Source organism: Streptomyces kanasensis, from assembly GCF_043077165.1.
Classification (GTDB): domain Bacteria; phylum Actinomycetota; class Actinomycetes; order Streptomycetales; family Streptomycetaceae; genus Streptomyces; species Streptomyces changanensis.
In genome coordinates, this window is record NZ_JBIBSF010000008.1 from 148,097 (window position 1) to 167,930 (window position 19,834).

At 75.2% G+C, this 19,834-nt stretch carries 10 protein-coding genes and 1 pseudogene; 6 read left to right on the forward strand and 5 right to left on the reverse strand.

The features are described from left to right. Positions 1–6: 6 nt before the first annotated feature. The 5 genes from ACF053_RS20710 to ACF053_RS20730 form a co-directional block, all read right to left on the reverse strand. Entirely contained in the window at positions 7–927 is a 921-nt protein-coding gene (locus ACF053_RS20710; protein WP_391955244.1) for an SDR family NAD(P)-dependent oxidoreductase, read from the reverse strand. A 98-nt stretch (positions 928–1,025) separates the two neighbouring features. Next, positions 1,026–2,099: an SDR family oxidoreductase gene (locus ACF053_RS20715; protein ID WP_391955245.1), complete on the reverse strand. Its 1,074-nt coding sequence runs from the start codon at positions 2,097–2,099 to the stop codon at positions 1,026–1,028. Then, the gene (locus ACF053_RS20720; protein WP_391955246.1) at positions 2,096–3,421 is read right to left on the reverse strand and encodes an NAD(P)/FAD-dependent oxidoreductase; all 1,326 of its coding nucleotides are present in this window, start codon (positions 3,419–3,421) and stop codon (positions 2,096–2,098) included. Before ACF053_RS20720 ends, ACF053_RS20715 begins: the two co-directional genes overlap by 4 nt. 72 nt (positions 3,422–3,493) lie before the next feature. After that, complete coding sequence (locus tag ACF053_RS20725) at positions 3,494–4,360, reverse strand: class I SAM-dependent methyltransferase (protein ID WP_391955247.1); 867 nt, start codon at positions 4,358–4,360, stop codon at positions 3,494–3,496. After that, positions 4,357–4,608, reverse strand: coding sequence for a phosphopantetheine-binding protein (locus tag ACF053_RS20730; RefSeq protein WP_058943053.1), 252 nt, complete (start codon positions 4,606–4,608; stop codon positions 4,357–4,359). Before ACF053_RS20730 ends, ACF053_RS20725 begins: the two co-directional genes overlap by 4 nt. Positions 4,609–5,019: 411 nt before the next feature. Between ACF053_RS20730 and ACF053_RS20735 the strand changes: the two genes are divergently transcribed. The 6 genes and pseudogenes from ACF053_RS20735 (at position 5,020) to ACF053_RS20760 (ending at position 19,829) form a co-directional block, all read left to right on the forward strand. Beyond that, on the forward strand, positions 5,020–5,871 hold the full coding sequence (locus ACF053_RS20735; RefSeq protein ID WP_391955248.1) for an alpha/beta fold hydrolase: 852 nt from the start codon (positions 5,020–5,022) through the stop codon (positions 5,869–5,871). Positions 5,872–6,203: 332 nt separating this feature from the next. Beyond that, positions 6,204–12,170 (forward strand): annotated as a pseudogene (locus ACF053_RS20740) (SDR family NAD(P)-dependent oxidoreductase); the annotation flags it as partial. A 3-nt stretch (positions 12,171–12,173) separates the two neighbouring features. After that, on the forward strand, positions 12,174–16,379 hold the full coding sequence (locus tag ACF053_RS20745) for a type I polyketide synthase (protein WP_449336537.1): 4,206 nt from the start codon (positions 12,174–12,176) through the stop codon (positions 16,377–16,379). Continuing rightward, entirely contained in the window at positions 16,361–17,377 is a 1,017-nt protein-coding gene (locus tag ACF053_RS20750; RefSeq protein ID WP_391955250.1) for a 3-oxoacyl-ACP synthase III family protein, read from the forward strand. The genes ACF053_RS20745 and ACF053_RS20750 overlap by 19 nt, the downstream gene beginning before the upstream one ends. After that, positions 17,374–18,780 carry an NAD(P)/FAD-dependent oxidoreductase gene (locus ACF053_RS20755; protein ID WP_391955251.1) on the forward strand — a complete coding sequence of 469 codons (1,407 nt, stop codon included), beginning with the start codon at positions 17,374–17,376 and terminating at the stop codon, positions 18,778–18,780. The genes ACF053_RS20750 and ACF053_RS20755 overlap by 4 nt, the downstream gene beginning before the upstream one ends. Then, complete coding sequence (locus ACF053_RS20760; RefSeq protein ID WP_391955252.1) at positions 18,777–19,829, forward strand: AfsA-related hotdog domain-containing protein; 1,053 nt, start codon at positions 18,777–18,779, stop codon at positions 19,827–19,829. The genes ACF053_RS20755 and ACF053_RS20760 overlap by 4 nt, the downstream gene beginning before the upstream one ends. Positions 19,830–19,834: the final 5 nt, after the last annotated feature.

Here is a 19,834-nt window from a genome sequence, read left to right on the forward strand (position 1 = left end):
CCGGCCCTACTGCTCCGCCACCGAGGTGACCACCTTGTTCAACCGGTGCATCCGGGTCGCCAGGCTCATCCGGCCCTCCAGGCGGAACGGCGGCGGCTGCCGGCCGTCCACGTCGGCGAAGCCGTACGCGACCGCCAGGTCGCCCGTGCTCAGCACCTGGCCCGTGCGTTCCATCACCGCGGGGTCCGCGAGCAGGGCGACGATCGCCCGCCCCACGTACTCCGGGGAGTGGACCACCGACGCGGGACCGTCGCCCATCGCCTCCCAGGCGGCCTGCACCCGCTCCGTGCGGACGAAGCCGGGGTGCAGGGAGAGCGCCGCGACGCCCTTCTTGCGCAGGTCGAGGGCGAAGTCCCGGCACATGCGGTCGGCGGCGGACTTGAAGACGTCGTAGCCGACCTGGCCGAGGTAGATGTCGCCGTCGGAGAAGCTGATGCCGACGACCAGGCCGCTGCGCTGAGGCAGCATCAGCGGGACGAGCCTGCGGGTGACGTCGTACTGCGCGCGCAGCGACGTCGCGAACAGGTCGTAGCGCCACATCGGCTGGTCCCAGAACGGCGCGTCGAAGCGGACCTCGGAGGAGCGTTCGTAGCCGCCCCAGGCGTTGTTGACCAGCAGGTCCAGCCGGCCGTGGTCGGCCTGGACGCGGGCGGCGAGCGCCTCGTTGTCCGCGGCCGACCCGTGGTCGCAGCGCACGGCGACGCCCTTGCCGCCCCGCTCGGTGACCTCATCGGCGGTGTCGTCCACCGTGCCGGGCAGCCCTTCGGTGCGCGCGCCGTCCCGGGTGCTGCGGCCCGTGACGTACACGGTGGCGCCGGCGGCGCCGAGCGCGAGGGCGATGCCGCGGCCCACGCCGCGGCTGGCCCCGGTGACCACGGCGACCTTGCCCCCCAGGTCCGGCGCGTTCCAGTCCTCGTTCCCGTTCACAGCACTGTCCTTTCCGTCGGTCCGGCCGTCCGGGCCGGGCCCTCCCCGGACCGTGTGGTCCGGCGGTTCCCCCGGACCGCGCGGTCCGGCCGTCCGGTCTAGCCCAGGTGGTCGGCGGCGTACTCCAGGCTCGCCAGGTACGCCGTGGTGTCGTCGACCCGCGGAACGCCGTAGCGCTCGCGCAGCTCCGGCATGGACGTGGGCAGCACGCCGCCGCTGCACCGGGTGACCTCGCTGACGTCGCGCAGCACGGACAGGTAGGAGCGGGCCCGCGGGGAGGCGTTCGCGATGGCGTCCGCGGCGAGCTCGTCGGCGTTCACCACCGGCGGTGGGGTCAGGGTCCGCCCGCGGCCGGCGGCGTGCTTCACCAGCACCCGCAGGCAGTCCTCGACGTCCATGGCCTCCGGGCCGTACGTCACCCAGAACTCGCCCGCGTCGTCGCCCCGTTCGACGGCGCCGAGCACCGCCTTGGACAGCAGGTCCTGGGGCACGAAGTCCATGCGGATGCCCGGGTGCGCCGGGAGGAAGGGCGCCCTGCCGCGGCCCAGCCAGTCCGACATCAGCTGCACGATCTGGCCCTGGGAGGTCCAGCCCGTGGTGGAGTCGCCGATGAGGTTGGTGGGGCGGAAGACGGTGTGCCGCACCCCGCTGTCACGCAGGACGTGCTCCGCCTCCCGTTTGGAGCTGATGTAGTTGCGGCAGACGTTGTCCGGGCCGAGCGGCACCGGCGCGGTGTCCGCGAGCGCGGCGACGAACGCCGTGCTGATGAAGTGGACGGTGGCGTCGGCCCGTTCGGCGAACTCGGTGATCCGCCGGGTGCCCTCGACGTTGACCGGGCGGTAGGCCCCTGCGGGCAGGCCCCACTCGGTCAGGCCCGCGGAGTGGATGACGACGTCGACCTCGGCGGCGAGGGCGGCGTAGGCGTCCTCGTCGAGGCCGAAGCGCTCCGCGGTCATGTCCAGGCGGACCGACCGCGCGTCCCCGGCTTCGGGCACGGGCGTGCTGTGGGTGGCGACGACGAACCTCGGGCCGTCCTGCTCCCGCAGGAGGGAGCGTCCGACGACCCCGGACGCGCCGGTGAGCAGGACGGTGGGGCGGGCACCCGGGGCGCCCCCGCCGCTCCCGCCGTCGCGGCGGCCCCCGCCGTTCCCGTTGCTCGTGGTGCGGCTCATGCGCGGGAGTCCTTCCAGTCCATCAGCCGGGCCGCGGCACGGGCGCCGGCGAACAGGACCGGGTCGGGCGGGAAGGAGGCGGGCGGCTTGCGCCGCTCGTCGTCCACGAAGAGCAGCCGCGAGTAGTCCGTGTCCTTGCCCAGCGTGAGGTCCCGCAGGACCTTGCCGCCGGTGTGGGTGGCGGCGATGCCGTTGCCGCAGTAGCCGTACCCGTAGAGGATGTTGCCGCCGCCGAGCCTGCCGAAGTGCGGGGCGTAGTCGCGGACGACGTCGGCGGTCCCGCCGTACGCGTAGCCGAACTCGACGTCGTCCCACATCGGGAAGAACCGCAGGAACTCCCGGTGGATCTCCCGGTAGACCTCGGGCCGGTTCATGTTCCGCTGCCGCTTGTCCCGGCCGTAGTAGTACGGGGCCGGTCCACCGGCGAACATGACGCGGTTGTCGTGCGTGAGGCGGGCGCAGGTCAGCAGGGACTTGGCCTCGACCAGGCCCTCACGGCCCGGCCAGTTCACGCGCCCCAGCTGCGCGTCGGTGAGCGGCTCGCTGACCATCGCGTACGTCCAGATCGGGATGACCTTCCTGCGGAACGGCGGGAAGGCGTCCATGTGGACGTTGGTGGCCAGGACGACCTTGTCGGCCGTGACCCGCCCGCCGGCCGTCACGACGGTCGGCCGCACCCCCGGCTCGACGCGCAGGCAGGGGGAGTCGTCGTGGATCGTCACGCCCTTCTCGCGGACCACGCGGGCGATGCCGCGGGCGAGCCGGAAGGGGTTCACGAGTGCGCCGCCCGTGCGCATGCTGCCGAGCACCACGGGCGAGCCGATGACGGCCCGCGACTCCTCGCCCGGGAGGATCTCCGCCTGTGCGGCGCCCATCCGCTCGGCGAGCGCGCGGTCCTGCTCCAGCCGTCTGAGCTGGGCGGCGTCGGTGGCCACCATCAGGTAGTCGTTGGCCTCGTACTGGGCGTCGACGCGGTTCCTGCGGGCGAACCTGCCGATTTCCAGGATCGACCGGCCCACCGCCTGCGACGCCTCGAGTGCGCGCTGGAGCCCGAATTCCTTCACCAGGGCCTGGATGTCCTTGCCGATGGTGGGCGTGACGAATCCGTCGGCGCGGCCGGAGGCGCCGTAGCCGGAGTGGTGGGCCTCGACGATGCGGATGTCGAGCGCCGGCTCGGCCTGGTTGAGGAAGTAGGCGGTCCACAGGCCCGTGAAACCACCGCCGACGATGCAGACGTCGCAGTCGACGGATTCCCGGAGGGGCGCCTCGACGGTGACCTTTTCGGTGTCGTGCCAGTAGACGACGTGCTTGTACGCGTTCAAGTGAGTGCTCCCAGGGAGGGCCCGCCGGTGGAGCTGACGTCGGAGCTTTCGTGAGGAATGCAGGTCACCCGTTCACACGGCTTCGAGGACGATCCTCGACAGTCCCAGGTGGCGGTTCCGGAAGTGGCCGACCGTGGAACTCAGATACCTCTCGTAGTCGGCGACCGTCTTCTCGCCGGCCACTTTGACGGCCTGGTCGCGGTGGGCCCGCAGCCGGTCGAACCATTCCTGGCAGGTGCGGCTGTAGTGATCCGGGTCGTTGCGCAGACGGACGACGTCGAAGCGCTTCTCGCTCGATTCGAGGACCTCGGAGAGTGCCGGGATCTCGGATTCCGGGAAAATGGTGTCGATGATGAACTGCAGGTCCCGGACGGTCTGCTTGTCCATCCGGACGTTGTTCCCCTTGACGTTCGTCTGGAGCGCGATCCTGCCGCCCTTGGGCAGCCAGGCGCGGCAGCGCTCGAAGAACGCGCGGTACGCGGCGACCCGCTCGGCGCGGGAGAGGCCCGTGCGCGCGAAGTGCTCGAAGGCGCCGATGGAGATGATCGCGTCGTACTGCTCGGCCGGCTCGTGGTCGAGCCAGTTCTCCACCCGCACCTCGGTGCGTTCGAGCGCCAGTCCCCGCAGGTGCCGGGCCTGGCTGTCGCTGAGCGTGAGGCCGACGGCCCGCTCCACGCCGTGCGTGCGGACCAGCCGTTCGAGCAGGCTTCCCCAACCGCAGCCGACGTCGAGGACGCGGCGCGCGCCGGCCGCCCGCGCGCCCTCGATCAGGTGGTCGAGCTTGCGCTTCTGGGCGCTTTCGAGGGTGTCGCCCTCGTCCCACAGCGCGCAGGTGTACGTGAGGTCCGGGTCCAGCCACAGCGCGAAGAAGTCGTTGGAGACGTCGTAGTGATGTCTGATGGACTCCGCGGTGGCGCCCTGGTAGGCGTCGGCCGTCACGCGGCGGCGCTGCCCTGCTGGGTCTCCTCGGCGAGCTTCACCAGGTCCGCGACCGTCTTCACGCTCGCGGCCCTGCTCTCGTCGAATTCGATTTCGAGGTCGTCCTCGATGGAGTAGACGATGTCGGCTATCTGCAGGCTCGACAGGCCCACGGAGTCGAAGGCGGTCTCCTCGTTCAAGGTGTACGCCTGCGCCTTGCCGCCGAGCTTCTTGGCGATGCGGGCACATACGTCTTCGGCAGTGATCACGGGACAGCCTTTCCGATGCACGGTGATGGGATGACCGAGGGGTGAATGAGTCCGCGATCCGGCCGCTGCGCGAGGGGCGAGGGCGGAAATCCGGAGTGGTGACCCCTGGGGTGCGGACGGAAGCCGCACGGCATACCTCGTCCGTGTACGCGCCCTTCACCTTGCGGCGGACGGCTCCGGTACGGGAGTCGCCACTGTACCCAGGCGGCGGTCGGCCGACCATTGCCCTAAAGGGCAATGATCGTTCCTGGTCGGGTTGTTGCTGGCGAAAAGCAGCCGGAGGTGTTTTGCTTACCCCGACTCACCCGTCCGGGTGGCCGCCACGCCGCCCAACTGGGCGTCGAGCGTTGCGTCCGGTGCGAGCATCCCTTCGCGACCTCCCGAACCCGTACAGCTCCGAGGAGATGTGAAATGGCTGAGGTAGACCTTTCGGCTGGCACGGTGGAGTATCAGGACACCGGGGGTGAGAAGCCGGTCGTGGTCCTGCTGCACGGGGTCGCGATGGACGGATCCCTGTGGCGGAACGTGGTGGCGTCCCTGCGTTCCGACTTCCGGTGCGTGGTGCCGACCCTGCCGCTGGGCGGTCACCGCCGGCCGATGAAGCCGGACGCGGACCTGTCGATCGCGGGTGTGGCCCGGCTGGTCGCGGAGTTCCTCGACCGGCTCGACCTGCGCGACGTCACGCTGGTGATGAACGACTGGGGCGGTGCGCAGGCCCTGGTCTCCGCGGGCCGGGACGAGCGCGTCGGCCGCCTGGTCATCACCTCGTGCGAGGCGTTCGACAACTTCCCGCCGGGCCTGCCCGGGAGCAACCTCTTCACCTCGGCGAAGCTGCCGGGCGGCATCAACGTCGCCTTCAAGCTGCTGAAGTGGAAGCCGATGCGCCGACTGCCCATGACCTGGGGCTGGATGAGCAAGCGACCGGTCCCGCACGAGGTGATGGACGCCTGGTTCACCCCGCTGTGGAGCTCCGAGGAGATCCGCCGCGACCTGCGCAAGTACGTGCTCGGCGTTCCTCCGAAGAGGGAACTTCTCGACTGGGCCGCCAAGTTGCGCGGCTTCGACCGGCCCGCCCTCGTGGTGTGGGCCGCCGAGGACAAGGTGATGCCGCCCGAGCACGGGCGCAAGCTCGCCGAACTGCTGCCCCAGGGCCGGCTCGTCGAGATCGAAGACAGCTACACCCTCATTCCCGAGGACCAGCCGGAACAGCTCAGCGCGCACATCCGGTCCTTCCTCCTGACGGGCGGAGCCGCCTCCTCGTAGGAGGCTCCCCCGAGGAGTGCCCTCCCCCACCGGAGGAGGGCACTCCCACCAGGGGCGGACGACGGAACTCTGTGGCCGCATCCCGTGCGCGGGGGCGGCGGCGAGGCGCGGGGGCGCAGGGAGACGACGTGGAGGACGGCATGGCTGACCCGATGGACGGGCGGACCCGGCGGACGGGGCCGGCCGAGGACGTACGGGCCGGGGAGCCCGGACCGGCCGAGGACCTGGCGGGACGCCTGGCCGGGCTGCCGGTCGGCCGCCGCCGGGCGGCCCTGCTCGACCTGGTGCGCGAGGAGACCGCGGGCCTCGCGGGCGGGGACCCGCTCGACATCGACCCGGAGAAGGCCTACCGCGACTACGGCTACCACTCCCTCGCGGCCGTGGAGCTGACCGGTCGGCTGGGCCGGGCCACCAACCTCGACCTGCCGCTCACCCTGCTCTTCGACCATCCGACGGCCGCCGCCGTGGCGGAGCACCTGCTCGACCTGCTCGGCCTCGCCGCCCCGGAGGACGACGTCCCCGCCCCGGAAGCGGCGGGCGAGGGCCGGGGCGGGAGCCGGGGCCGGGGCAAGGGCCCCGAGGACGATCCCATCGCCGTCGTGGGCATGGCCTGCCGCTACCCGGGCGGCGTGACCTCCCCCGCCGGCCTGTGGGACCTGGTGGCCGCCGGGCGCGACGTCGTCTCCGACTTCCCCCGCGACCGGGGCTGGGACCTCGACGGCCTCTTCTCCGCCGACCCCGAGCAGCCCGGGACCAGTTACGCCCGGGCCGGCGGGTTCCTCGACCCGGTCGCCGACTTCGACGCGGAGTTCTTCGGCATCGCCCGCCGCGAGGCCCTGGCGATGGACCCCCAGCAGCGGCTGCTCCTGCAGACCGTCTGGGAGGCCCTGGAGGACGCGGGCATCGACCCCGGCCGGCTGCGGAAGTCGCCGACCGGCGTGTACGTGGGCAGCAGCGGCCAGGACTACGAGGGCGTGGCGCGGTCCGGCCCCGGCGAGCTGGAGGGCTACTGGGGCATCGGCTCCGCGGGCAGCGTCCTGTCGGGCCGGGTCGCCTACGCCTTCGGGTTCGAGGGTCCGGCCCTCACCGTCGACACGGCCTGTTCGTCGTCCCTGGTCGGCGTGCACCTGGCGGTACAGGCCCTGCGGCGGGGCGAGTGCTCCTTCGCCGTGGCGGGCGGCGCCACCGTGATGGCCACGCCGAAGGTCTTCACCGAGTTCAGCAGGCAGCGCGCGCTCTCCCCGGACGGCAGGTGCCGCTCGTACGCGGAGGCCGCCGACGGCACCGGCTGGGCCGAGGGCATCGGCGTGCTGCTCCTGGAGCGCCTCAGCGAGGCCCGACGCCGCCACCACCGCGTCCTGGCCCTCATCCCGGGCACGGCGGTCAACCAGGACGGCGCCAGCAACGGCCTGACCGCCCCGAACGGCCCCTCCCAGCAGCGCGTCATCACCCAGGCGCTCGCCGATGCCGGCCTGCGCCCCCACGACGTCGACGCGGTCGAGGGGCACGGCACGGGCACCACGCTCGGCGACCCCGTCGAGATCGACGCCCTCACGGCCGTCTTCGGCCCTGACCGCCCCTCCGGACGGCCCCTTCGGCTGGGCTCGCTGAAGTCCAACATCGGGCACAGCCAGGCCGCCGCGGGCGTCGGCGGGCTCATCAAGATGATCCAGGCGCTGCGCCACGAAACGCTCCCCCGGACCCTGCACGTCGACCGGCCCACGCCCAAGGCCGACTGGTCGGGCGGCGGCGTCTCCCTGCTGACCGAGGCCGTCCCGTGGCCGCGCGGCGAACGGGTCCGCCGGGCGGGCGTGTCGGCCTTCGGCGTGGGCGGGACCAACGCGCACGTCCTCGTGGAGGAGGCACCCGCCGTACGGACGCGCCCGCCCGGGGCCGGGGCGCCGCGGCCCCCCGCCCCCTCGTCGGCGACGCCTCCCGTGGTGCCGTGGGTGCTGTCCGCCCGGACGCCGGCCGCCCTGCGCGCCCAGGCCCGACGCCTGCACACCCACCTCACCACCGCACGACCCGACGCCGCCCCCCTTCAGGTCGGCGCCGCCCTCGCCCACACCCGCGCGCACTTCGACCACCGGGCCGCCCTCACCGGCACCACCCGTACCGAACTCCTCGACGCGGTCGCCGCGCTCGCCCGGGGCGAGGAGACGGACCGGGTGACCCGGGCCCACGCCCGTCCCGGCAGGACCGTCTTCGTCTTCCCCGGCCAGGGCTCCCAGTGGGTCGGCATGGGCCGGGAACTCGCCGCCGCGCACCCCGTGTTCGCCGACGAGCTCGACGCCTGTGCCGCCGCGCTCGCGCCCCACACCGGCTTCGCGCTCGACGAGGTCCTGCGCGGGGCGCCGGGCGCTCCCCCACTGGACCGGGTGGACGTCGTACAGCCCGCGCTGTTCGCGGTGATGGCGGCGCTCGCCGCGCTCTGGCGCCACCACGGCGTGCACCCGGACGCCGTCGTCGGGCACTCGCAGGGCGAGATGGCCGCCGCGTACGTCGCCGGGGGCCTCTCGCTCCAGGACGCCGCCCGCGTCGTGGCGCTGCGCAGCAGGGCCATCGCGGGGATGGCCGGGCGGGGCGGCATGGCCTCGGTGACGGCGTCGCCCGAGCGGCTGCTGCCGCTCCTGGCGGAGTGGGACGGGCTCATATCCGTCGCCGCCGTCAACGGCCCGTCGTCCGTCACGCTCTCGGGTGACCCGGACGCCTTGGACGGGCTGCTCGCCCGCTGTGCCGCCGAGGGCGTCTGGGCCCGGCGGATCCCCGTCGACTACGCCTCGCACTCCCCCCAGGTCGAGCCGCTCCGGGAGCGTCTGGCCGAGGTCCTGGCACCGATCGCGCCGCGCTCGGCAGAGGTGCCCTTCCACTCCACGGTCACCGGCGGCGTGTTCGACACCCGTGGTCTCGACGCCGACTACTGGTACCGGAACCTGCGCCGCACCGTGCGGTTCGAGGAGACCGTCCGGGCGCTGCTCGACGGGGGGCACACCACGTTCGTCGAGATCAGTCCGCACCCCGTCCTCACCTTCGCGGTGGAGCAGACGGCGGAGCGGGCGGCGGAGCAGACGGTCGAGCGGGCGGGGGGGCGGCGGGACGGGGGGTCCGGTCGGGCCGCCGTGACCGTCCTCGGCTCGGCCCGCCGCGAGCGGGAACAGGCGCAGTTCACCGCCTCGCTGGCCGCCGCCCACGCCCACGGGGTACCGGTGGACTGGGCCGCGGTGTTCGACCCGGCCGACGCGCGCGACGTCGACCTCCCGACGTACCCCTTCGCGTCGACGCGCTACTGGGCGGCGCCCCGGCCCGCCGCGGGCGACGTCGGGGACGCGGGACTGCGCTCCACCGGCCACCGGCTCCTGACCGCCGGGGCCGAGCGCGCCGACGGCGGCGGATGGCTGTTCACCGGCCGGGTCTCGCCGGGCACGCACGGCTGGCCGGCCGACCACGCGGTCCACGGCACGGTCCTGCTGCCGGGCACCGCCTTCGTGGACATGGCCGTCCTCGCCGCCGCGCACGTCGGCTGCGACACGGTCGAGGAGCTGACGCTGGAGGAGCCGCTGCCGCTCCCCGCCGAGGGCGCCGTCGACCTGCAGGCGTCGGTCGGCGCCCCGGACGCCCGGGGACGGCGACCGGTGGCGATCCACTCCCGGCCGGCCGACGCGACCGGCGGCGACGACTGGACGCGGCACGCCGCCGGCTTCCTCGCGCCCGCCCCGGCGCACGTCGACACCTCGCCCGCCGCCACCGCCTGGCCCCCGTCGGACGCCGATCCGCTGGACGTCGACGGCCTCTACGACCGGCTCGCCGACCGCGGCTTCGGCTACGGGCCCGCCTTCCGCGGCCTGCGCGCCGCCTGGCGGCGTGACGGTGCGCTCCTCGCCGAGGTGGACGCCCCGGCGGCCGGGGACGGCGGGGGCACCGAGGGGTACGGCGTGCACCCGGCCCTGCTCGACGCCGCGTTCCACGCCCAGCTCACCGAACTGGCCGACGCCGACGGAGGGTCCGGGCAGGCGTGGCTGCCGTTCACCTGGTCCGGGGTGCGGGTCAGCCGGACGGGCGCCACGCACCTGCGGGTGTCGCTCACCCCGCTCGGCGAGGGGACGGTACGGATGTCCGCGGTCGACGCGGCGGGCGCCCCCGTGGTCACCGTCGACTCGGTCGTGGCCCGCCCGGTGGCCGCGGACCGCCTGACCGGCGCACGCGGCCCGGCCGATCGCCTCTTCCGCGTGGACTGGCAGGCGGCACCGGCCCCGGACCCCGCCGCGGTCCCCGCGCCCGGGTGCTGGGCGGTCCTGGCCGAGGACGGGACGACCCTGCCGCACCCGGGCACCGCCGGCGGCGCGCCCGCGGGGACCGGCATGCCCGCCGGAACCGGTGCGGACACCGGGGCCGGCACGCCCGCCGGAACCGGTACGGACACCGGGGCCGGCACGCCCGCCGGGACCCGTACGGACACCGGAACCGGTACGGACGCCCCAGCCGGCTCCCTCGGCCCGCGCCTCCCCACCTACCGTTCCCTCCCCCACCTCACCGCGGCGCTCGACGCGGGCGGACCCGTACCGGACACCGTCGTCGCGCTCGTGCCGGCGGCGCACGGCACACCCACCGCGGAGGCGGCCCGCGCCCGCGCCCACCACACCCTGGCGCTGCTGCGCGGCTGGCTGGCCGACGAGCGGTTCGCCGCCGCGCGGCTGGTGCTGGTCACCCGGGGCGCCGTGGCCACCGCTCCCGGGGCGGCCGTCGCTCCCGACCTCGCGCCGCTGTGGGGGCTGGTGCGGACCGCGCAGTCCGAGCACCCCGGCCGCTTCACGCTGGTCGATCTGGCCGCTGACGCCTCCGACGATCCGGCGCGCGTCCTGCCCGGCGCGCTCGCCACCGGCGAGCCCCAGGTCGCCGTACGGGACGGCGTCCTCCACGTCCCCCGTGCCGTCCGGGTCCGCGGCACGTCCGGCGGACCGCTCCCCTTCGACCCGGACGGCACGGTCCTGATCACCGGCGGCACCGGCGGACTCGGCGCCCGGGTGGCCCGGCACCTCGCCGCCGAGCGGGGCGCGCGCCACCTGCTCCTGGCCGGCCGCCGCGGCCCGGACGCCGAGGGCGTGGCGGAGCTGACGGCCGAACTGACCGGCCTCGGCGCCCGGGTCACCGTCGCGGCCTGCGACGTCACCGACCGGTCGGCGACGGCGGCGCTCCTCGCGTCGGTCGACGCCGCGCATCCGCTGACCGCCGTCGTCCACTCCGCGGGGACGCTCGACGACGGCCTCCTGGAGGCCCTGACGCCCGAGCGGTTGGACCGCGTACTGGCGCCCAAGGTGGACGCGGCGCTGCACCTGCACGAGCTGACCGCGTCCCTGCCGCTCGCCGCGTTCGTTCTGTTCTCCTCCGTCGCGGGCACCATCGGCGGGCCGGGACAGGGCAACTACGCGGCCGCCAACACGTTCCTCGACGCCTTCGCGCAGTGGCGGCGCGCCCAGGGGCTGCCGGCGCTCTCGCTGGCCTGGGGCCTGTGGGAGGAGACGAGCGGCATGACCCGGCACCTCGGTGACGCGGGGGTGGCCCGGCTGGGCAGGTCGGGGCTGGCGCCGCTGACCACCGACGAGGGGCTGCGCCTGTTCGACGTCGTGCACGGCACGGACGACGCGCTGCTGCTGCCCGCCCGGCTCGACCCGGGCGCCCTGCGCGCCCAGGCCCGCGAGGGCTCGCTGCCCGCCGTGCTGCGAGCCCTGGTGCCGGCTTCGCACGCCCCCGCGGGCCGGTCGGGTCCGGCGCTGCCCGCGCACCTCGCGGCCGCCGCGCCCGAGGAGCGGTACGCGCTCGTGCTGGCGGCGGTCGCGGCGGAGGTCGCGGTGGTCCTCGGGTACGAGGACGCGGGCGCTGTCGACCCGGAGCGTCCCTTCAAGGACCTGGGTCTGGACTCGCTGGGCGCGGTGCGGCTGCGCAACCGGCTGGGCCAGGTGACCGGTCTCGCCCTGCCGTCCACCCTCGTGTTCGGCCACCCGACGGTCTCCGCGCTCACCGCGCACCTGCGCACGCTGCTCGACGCGCACGCCGCCGCCGGGGAACAGCAGGCGGCGGCGCCCGGTGTCCATGCGGACCTGGACCGGCTCGCCGGGCTGCTCCCGTCGGTCGCCGCGTCCGACGTGCCGGCCGTGCGCACGCGGTTGCGGTCCTTGATCGCGGCACTCGACGACAGGGGCGGCGGGGACGGCGAGGACGGCGGCCTGCGCCGGGAGCGCATCGACGAAGCGTCCGCCGACGACCTGTTCGACCTGATCGACAACGACTTGGGGGTGGGCTGAACCATGCCGGACGACGACAGGACACTGCGGTACCTCAAGCGTGTCACCGCCGAGCTGCAGGCCACGCGCGAGCGGTTGCGGCAGGCCGAGCAGCGGGCGTACGAGCCGATCGCGGTGGTGGGCATGGCCTGCCGCTACCCGGGCGGCGTGACCTCGCCCGACGGCCTGTGGGACCTGGTGGCCGCCGGGCGCGACGCGGTCGCGGACTTCCCCGCGGACCGCGGCTGGGACCTGGAGCGGCTCTTCCACGACGACCCGGACCACCCGGGCACGACGTACGCCAGGGCCGGCGGGTTCCTGGAGGGGGCGACGGACTTCGACGCGGAGTTCTTCGGCATCGGCAGGACCGAGGCCCTGGCGATGGACCCGCAGCAGCGGCTGCTCCTGCAGACCGTCTGGGAGTCGCTGGAGGACGCGGGCATCGACCCGGGGAGCCTGCGCGGCTCGCCGACGGGTGTGTTCGTGGGGACGACTGGCCAGGACTACGGACAGCTGGCGCGGTCGGGCCCGGACGAGCTGGAGGGCTACTGGGGCATCGGCTCGGCGGGCAGCGTGCTCTCCGGCCGCGTCTCGTACGTGCTCGGGTTCGAGGGTCCGGCCCTCACCGTCGACACGGCCTGTTCGTCGTCGCTGGTGAGCGTGCACATGGCCGTCCAGGCGCTCCGCCAGGGCGAGTGCGCGCTGGCCGTGGCGGGCGGGGTGACGGTGATGTCCACACCGGGCGTCTTCACCGAGTTCAGCAGGCAGCGCGCCCTCTCGCCGGACGGCAGGTGCCGCTCGTACGCGGAGGCCGCCGAGGGCACCGGCTGGGGCGAGGGGGTCGGGGTCGTCCTGCTGGAGCGCCTGAGCGAGGCGCGCCGCAACGACCACCGCGTCCTGGCGGTCGTCGCGGGTTCCGCGGTCAACCAGGACGGCGCCAGCAACGGCCTGACCGCCCCGAACGGCCGCTCCCAGCAGCGCGTCATCACGCAGGCGCTCGCCGCGGCCCGGTTACGCCCCGACGACGTCGACGCGGTCGAGGGGCACGGCACGGGCACCACGCTCGGCGACCCCATCGAGGTCGACGCCCTCGCGGCGGTCTACGGCCCGGGGCGGACCGCCGCGCGGCCGCTGTGGCTGGGCTCGTTGAAGTCCAACATCGGGCACAGCCAGGCCGCCGCGGGCGTCGGCGGACTGATCAAGATGGTGCAGGCGCTCCGTCACGGCGTACTGCCCCGGACGCTGCACGTCGACCGGCCCACGTCCAAGGCCGACTGGTCCGGTGGCGGCGTCTCCCTGCTGACCGAGGCCGTCCCGTGGCCGCGCGGCGAACGGGTCCGGCGGGCGGGGGTGTCCTCGTTCGGCATCAGCGGCAGCAACGCGCACGTCGTGGTGGAGGAGGCGCCGCCCGACGCGTCCGCCGGGGCCGGGGAGGGGCCTGAGCCGGCGGCCCTGCCGGTGGTGCCGTGGGTGCTGTCCGCCAGGACGCCGGCCGCCCTGCGCGCCCAGGCCGGCCGCCTGCACACCCACCTCACCACCGCACGACCCGACGCCACCCCCCTCCAGATCGGCGCCGCCCTCGCCCACACCCGCGCCCGCTTCGACCACCGGGCGGTCCTCACCGGCACCACCCGTACCGAACTCCTCGCCGGGCTGGCGGCGTTCGGCGCGGGGGAGCTGCCGGGCAACGCCGTCCTCGGGGTGGCGGCACGGTCGCGGAAGACCGTGTTCCTGTTCTCCGGGCAGGGGTCGCAGCAGGCCGGCGCGGGCCGCGGTCTGGCCGCCGCCCACCCGGTGTTCGCCGACGCCCTGGACGCGGCCCGCGCCGAGCTCGACCGGCATCTGGACCTTCCTCTGCGCCGGGTGATGGACGCCCCCGAGGGCAGTGCCGAGGCGGAGCTGCTGCACCGCACGGGCTGGACGCAGCCGGCGCTGTTCGCGCTGGAGGTGGCCCTGTACCGGCTCGTCGAGTCCTGGGGCTTCACCCCGGACTTCCTGATGGGCCACTCGATCGGCGAGCTGTCCGCCGCGCACGTCGCCGGGGTGTTGTCCCTGGCGGACGCGAGCGCCCTGGTCGCCGCGCGCGGCAGGCTGATGCAGGCCCTGCCGGAGGGCGGCGCGATGGTCGCCGTGGAGGCGACGGAGGACGAGGTCCTGCGGAGCCTGCGCGGCGACGACCGGCTGGCCGTGGCCGCCGTGAACGGGCCCCGTTCGGTCGTCGTGTCCGGCGCCACCGAGCCCCTGGCGGCCTGGCAGCGGGCGTGGCGGGAGCGGGGCCGGCGCACCCGCCGGCTGCGCGTCAGCCACGCCTTCCACTCTCCTCTCATGCGGCCGGTGCTCGACGAACTCGCGGCCGTGGCAGGGAGCCTGAGCTACCGCGCGCCGACCGTGCCGATCGTCTCCAACGTGACGGGGACCCTCGCCGAGGCGACCGACCTGACCACGCCCGACTACTGGGTCCGTCACGCCGAGCGCCCCGTCCGCTTCCACGACGGGGTGCGCCGCCTGGAGGGCGCGGGGGTGACGGCGTTCCTGGAGCTCGGGCCGGGCGGGGTGCTGACCGGGATGACCCGTCCGTGCCTGCGCGACCCGGACGCCGCGGTGGTCGTCCCCGCCCTCGACGGGCACGCGCCCGAGCCCGCCGCGCTCATGGCCGCGCTCGCCGAGTTGCACACGCACGGCGCGTGCGGCGACCTCGCGGCCCTCCTGCCCCGGGACGCGGCCCGCCGGGTGTCGCTCCCGACGTACGCCTTCCAGGCGCGCCGCCACTGGATCGACGTGCCGCAGACCGTACGGGGCACGGGCCCCGCGCCGTCCGCGGACCGGGCGGATCCGGCACCGGGCGGGCAGGGACCGGCGGACCGGGACGCGCCGGAGGCGCCGGGCGGGGAGCGGGACGTCCTCGGGCTGGTCCGCACCCAGATGGCCCTCGTCCTCGGCTACGAGGACGGGGCGCGGATCGACCCGGACCTGACGCTGCCGGAGCTCGGCATCGACTCGCTCGGCGCCGTCCGCTTCCAGCGGCGCCTGGCCACGGTCACCGGGCTGGCCCTGCCGGCCACCCTCCTGGTCGACCACCCCACCCCGGCGGCCCTCGCGGAGCACCTGCGCCCGCTGCTCGCCCCGAGCGACCCGAGCGCCACCCCCACACCCGACGCCACGACACCAGCGCCCGACACCACGTCCGCACCCGACACCGCAGCGCCACCCAAAGCCGTCACCGCACCTGGCGCCACGTCCGCACCCAGCGACGCGCCCGCCCCCGGCGCCCCGAACGCGGCCGACCTGTCGAGCACATCCGGCCTCTCGAGCGCCACCGGCACCTCCGGTCACCCGAGCACCCCGAACGCCGCCCGCACCTCCCATGACCCGAGCCGCCCCGACGCGCCCGCACCCGGCGCCGGGGACGGTCCCGCCGCCCTGCTGCGGGACCTGCACCGGCGCGGGCGGCTCGGTGACGCCGTACCGCTGCTGCGGACCGCCGCGGCGGACCTCCCCACCTTCACCGCCGCCGACCGGCCCCCGGGACCGCCGGAGTCCGTGCTCGTCTCCGACGGGCCCGCCGCGCCCGCCGTCGTGTGCGTGCCGTCCTTCCTGGCCGGCTCGGGCCCGCACCAGTTCGCGCGGTTCGCCGCCGGATTCGCCCACCGGCCGCGGATGTCGGCGCTCACCCTGCCCGGTTTCGGCGCCTCACCGCTGGTGCCCGGCTCGTGGCGGGCGGCGGTCGACAGCCTCGCCGCGGCCGCGCTGCACACCGCGGGCGGCGCCCCGCTGGTCCTCGCGGGGCACTCCATCGGCGGCGTCCTCGCGCACGCCGCCGCCGCGTCGCTGGAGCGCGCCGGGCACCGCGTCGAAGGGGTCGTGCTGATCGACACGTACGAGCCCGAACCGGCGCAGCAGCAGGCGGTGTTCGCCTGGGCGATGGGCCGCGTCCTCGCCAGGGACGGCGGGCCCGCGGGCCTCGACGACGACGTGCCGGCCATGGGCGGCTACCTGCGGCTGTTCGACGACTGGACGGCTGACCCGCTGACGGCGCCCGCGCTGCTCCTCACCGCCGAGCAGGGCCCCGACGCCCCGGACGGCGCCGGCTGGCGGCTCTGGCGGGCCGCGGGCACCGTCGCGCCCGTGCCCGGCGACCACTTCTCGCTCCTCGAGGATCACGCCGCTCACACGGCACGCGCCGTCGAGGAATGGCTTCGAAAGGAACTGTCATGCAGCCGGTCGGCATAGTCGACTTCGGGAGCTACCTGCCCGAGAACGTCGTGGGGCCCGAGTTCTTCCTGGACGGGGACGCCCCGGTGGACCCGCTCGCCCACACCCCGCTGTTCCGCGTGCCCCCGACCCGGCACCACGTCGCTCCCGGCGAACGGGCCGCCGACATGATCGCCGAGGCGGCCCGGCCGCTCTTCGAGCGCCTCGGCAGGGGCCCCGCCAACCGGGTCGACGTGCTGCTCACGAACGTGCTGCTGCCGGACGAGCCGTTCATGGGCGTCGGCGCCCAGGCGGCGCACGCCCTCGGCATCGACCCCGAGTGGATCGTGGACCTGCACAACGGCGGCTGCGCCTCCTTCCCCTACATGCTCGCGCTGGCCCGGAAGATCATGGCCGACGGGGCGGCGCGCACCGCGCTGGTCGCCAACGTGCAGAACACCGCGGGACGGATGTTCGCCCAGTCCGAGGTGCGCAAGCGGTCGCACGCGCCGATCCCCGGCGACGGCTGCGGCGTGGCCTACCTGGAGGCCGGCGCGGGCTCGCCGCTCCTCGGGGTACGGACCCGCAGCATCCCCGCGCACTCGGTGGACCTCGGCATCAAGACCCCGGACGGGCGCAGGTACTGGGAGCCGGGCGAGGGCCAGATGGACATCGCCTTCGACCCCGCCAAGGCGGCGGAGATCCTCCAGCGCGGCAACACCCTGGTGCCCGAGCTCGTCGGGGAGCTGTGCGCGGACCTCGGGGAGCAGCCGTCCGACATCGACGTGCTCGTCACCAACCAGCCGAACCGGATCTTCCTGCAGAACTGGCGGCAGGCCCTGAAGCTGGACGCCGCACGGCACCTGGACACCTTCGACCGCTACGGGAACCTGTACGGGGCCGCCGTGCCCGTCACCCTCGACCGGGCGGCCCGCGCCGGTGAGCTGCGCGACGGCGACCTCGTGGTGATGTCGGGGTTCGCGCACGCCGGTGACTTCGCGGCCGCCGCGGCGGTGCGCTGGAACGGCGCCTCGTGAGCGGGCCGACCGGGGGGCCCGGGCAGCCCACGACCACGGAGTACGACGTCGTCGTCGTCGGCGCGCGCTGCGCCGGGGCCACGCTCGGCGCGCTCCTCGCGCGCCGCGGCCTGCGGGTCGCCGTGCTCGACCAGGCCACCGAGATCCGCTCGACGCTCTCCTCGAACATCCTGCAGGCCGACTCCCTGGCGTTCCTGAACCGCCTCGGCGTGATGGAGCGGCTGCGCGCGGCCGGGGTCACCACCATGAGCCACGTCGACATGCGCCTGGAGGGGTTCCGCTGCCGGGAGGCGTTCCCGCAGGAGCCCGGTGACGTGGGCGGCGCCGCCTGCGTCCGCCGCGAGGTCCTCGACCCGGTCCTGGTGGACGCGGCCCGCGCGTCCGGCGCCGAGGTGCGGCTGGGCACCCGGGTCGTCGGGGTGATCCGTGAGGGCGGCCGGGTCACGGGGGTCCGGGCGGTGGCGGGCGGCGTCGAGGCGCGGCTGCGGGCCCGCCTGGTGGTCGGCGCGGACGGACGGAACTCGAAGGTCGCCGAGGCGTGCGGGGCCCGCATGTACCACGTGAGTCCCGGCGAACGCAGCTACTACTGGACGTACTTCGAGGGCGCGGACACCGGTCCGCGGCCGACGTTCGTCTTCCACCGCTGGGGCGACCGGCACATGCTGGGCGGCCCCGCCGACAACGGCCTGTACATCGTGGGCGTCTCCCCGCAGCGGCACGAACGGGAGAGCTTCCGCGCCGACCTCGACGGTTCCCTGCGCGCCCACGCGCTGCGCTGCGCGCCGATCGCCGAGGCCCTCGCGGGCGCCACCCGGGCGAGCAGGATCTACGGCATCCGGCGCTTCTTCGGCTACTTCCGCGAGGCGGCGGGCGCCGGCTGGGTGCTGCTCGGCGACGCCGGGCACTTCAAGGACCCGGCGGGCGGGCGCGGCATCGGCGACGCCTTCCACCAGGCGGAACGGCTCGCCGACGCGGTCGGTGACGCCATCGGGTCGGACGCCCGGCTCGACCGCGCCGTCACGGACTTCGGCCGCTGGCGGGACCGCACCTACGCCGAGTACTACGGCCTGGCGGCGGACCTGGGCGTGGCCGGTCCCATCGCGGGCGTCGTCCCGCGGGTCGTGCGCGCACTGCACGCGCGCGGCCGGGTCGACGGCGTCCTGAACCTGCTGAGCCACCGGGCCTCCGTCCTGGAGGTCCTCACCCCGGCGCGGGTGCTCGGCGCCACGGGCGGGCAGCTGCTGCGCGCCCCCGGCCGGCGCCGCGCCGCGCTCGGCGAGCTGCGGCGGCTCGCGACCACCGAGCTCCGGCGCAGGAACGCGATGCGCCGGCCCGTCTTCCGGAGCGGCCCGGAGCCGCGCCCCGTACTGCAGGACACGTCCGAACCGGAGCTGAGCCGATGACCAGCACGTACCCGCACACCGCCGCACGCGGCCACCTGCCGCCCCCGGGCATCGACCTGGGCTTCGAGCGGACGGTGCCGCGCGCCCTCGCCCACCGCAGGCAGGTCGGCGAGGTGTTCGTCACCGACTCCGCGCAGGGGTCCGACGACGACTTCCACCTCGCCTTCCAGATCCCGCGCGCCCACAGCCTGTGGTCGGACCGGACGGCGGGCTTCCATGACCCGCTGGCGTCCGCGGAGGCGGCGCGGCAGTCCATCTTCGTGCTGCTGCACCGCCACGTCGGGGTGCCGGTCGGGCTGCCCTTCAGCCTCCAGCGGATCTCGCTGCGGGTGACGGACCCCCAGGCGTACGCCCACGACGGCACGTCGGCGCTGCAGGGGTACGTGCACTACCGGGTCGCCGAGCGCCGGGGCAGGGGCTCCGACGTGGTGGGCATGGTCCTCGACGGCGTGATGGAGGTCGGCGGGCGCCCGGCGATGACCCTGAACGCGGTCCTCGCCTTCATGTCGCAGGAGGACTACGACGTCTTCCGGGCCTTCCAGCGGGGGCAGAAGCCCGTGGCCGAGGCCCGCCTCACCCCGGCCCGGCGGCTCGACGCCGGCCTGGTGGGGCGCGAGAACCCGCGGAACGTCGTCGTCGGCCTGCCGGAGGGGCAGGCGTGGCCGGACGGCGGGTCCGACGGGGGCGCGTTCCGCTGCCTGCTGGCGGCGGACCCGCACCACCCGGCCTTCTTCGACCACGAGTACGACCACGTGCCGGGCCCCCTGATGGTCGAGGGCATGCGGCAGGCCGCCCTGGCCGCGGCCTGCCGGGCCGGGGTGCCGGCCGCCCCGGACGCCCTCACCGTCGGCTGCGAGGCGGCCTTCCTGGACTTCGCCGAGTTCGAGGCCGACCTGGTCCACGAGGCGGAGGTCGGCGCCCCCGGCGCGGACGGCCGCGTCCCGGTGTCCGTGGTCCTGCGGCAGTTCGGCAGACCGGTCGTCGAGGGCCGCGTCGACCTGCTTCCCGACGCGGCACCGCGTCGTCCCCGATCGACCGCGCGAGCGTAGGAGTC

What these genes read in the sequence shown, in the direction of transcription:
- ACF053_RS20715 (WP_391955245.1), bottom strand. Translation starts at nt 2,099, where the DNA reads ATGAGCCGCACCACGAGCAACGGGAACGGCGGGGGCCGCCGCGACGGC.
- ACF053_RS20735 (WP_391955248.1), top strand. Translation starts at nt 5,020, where the DNA reads ATGGCTGAGGTAGACCTTTCGGCTGGCACGGTGGAGTATCAGGACACC.
- ACF053_RS20745 (WP_449336537.1), top strand. Translation starts at nt 12,174, where the DNA reads ATGCCGGACGACGACAGGACACTGCGGTACCTCAAGCGTGTCACCGCC.
- ACF053_RS20750 (WP_391955250.1), top strand. Translation starts at nt 16,361, where the DNA reads ATGCAGCCGGTCGGCATAGTCGACTTCGGGAGCTACCTGCCCGAGAAC.
- ACF053_RS20760 (WP_391955252.1), top strand. Translation starts at nt 18,777, where the DNA reads ATGACCAGCACGTACCCGCACACCGCCGCACGCGGCCACCTGCCGCCC.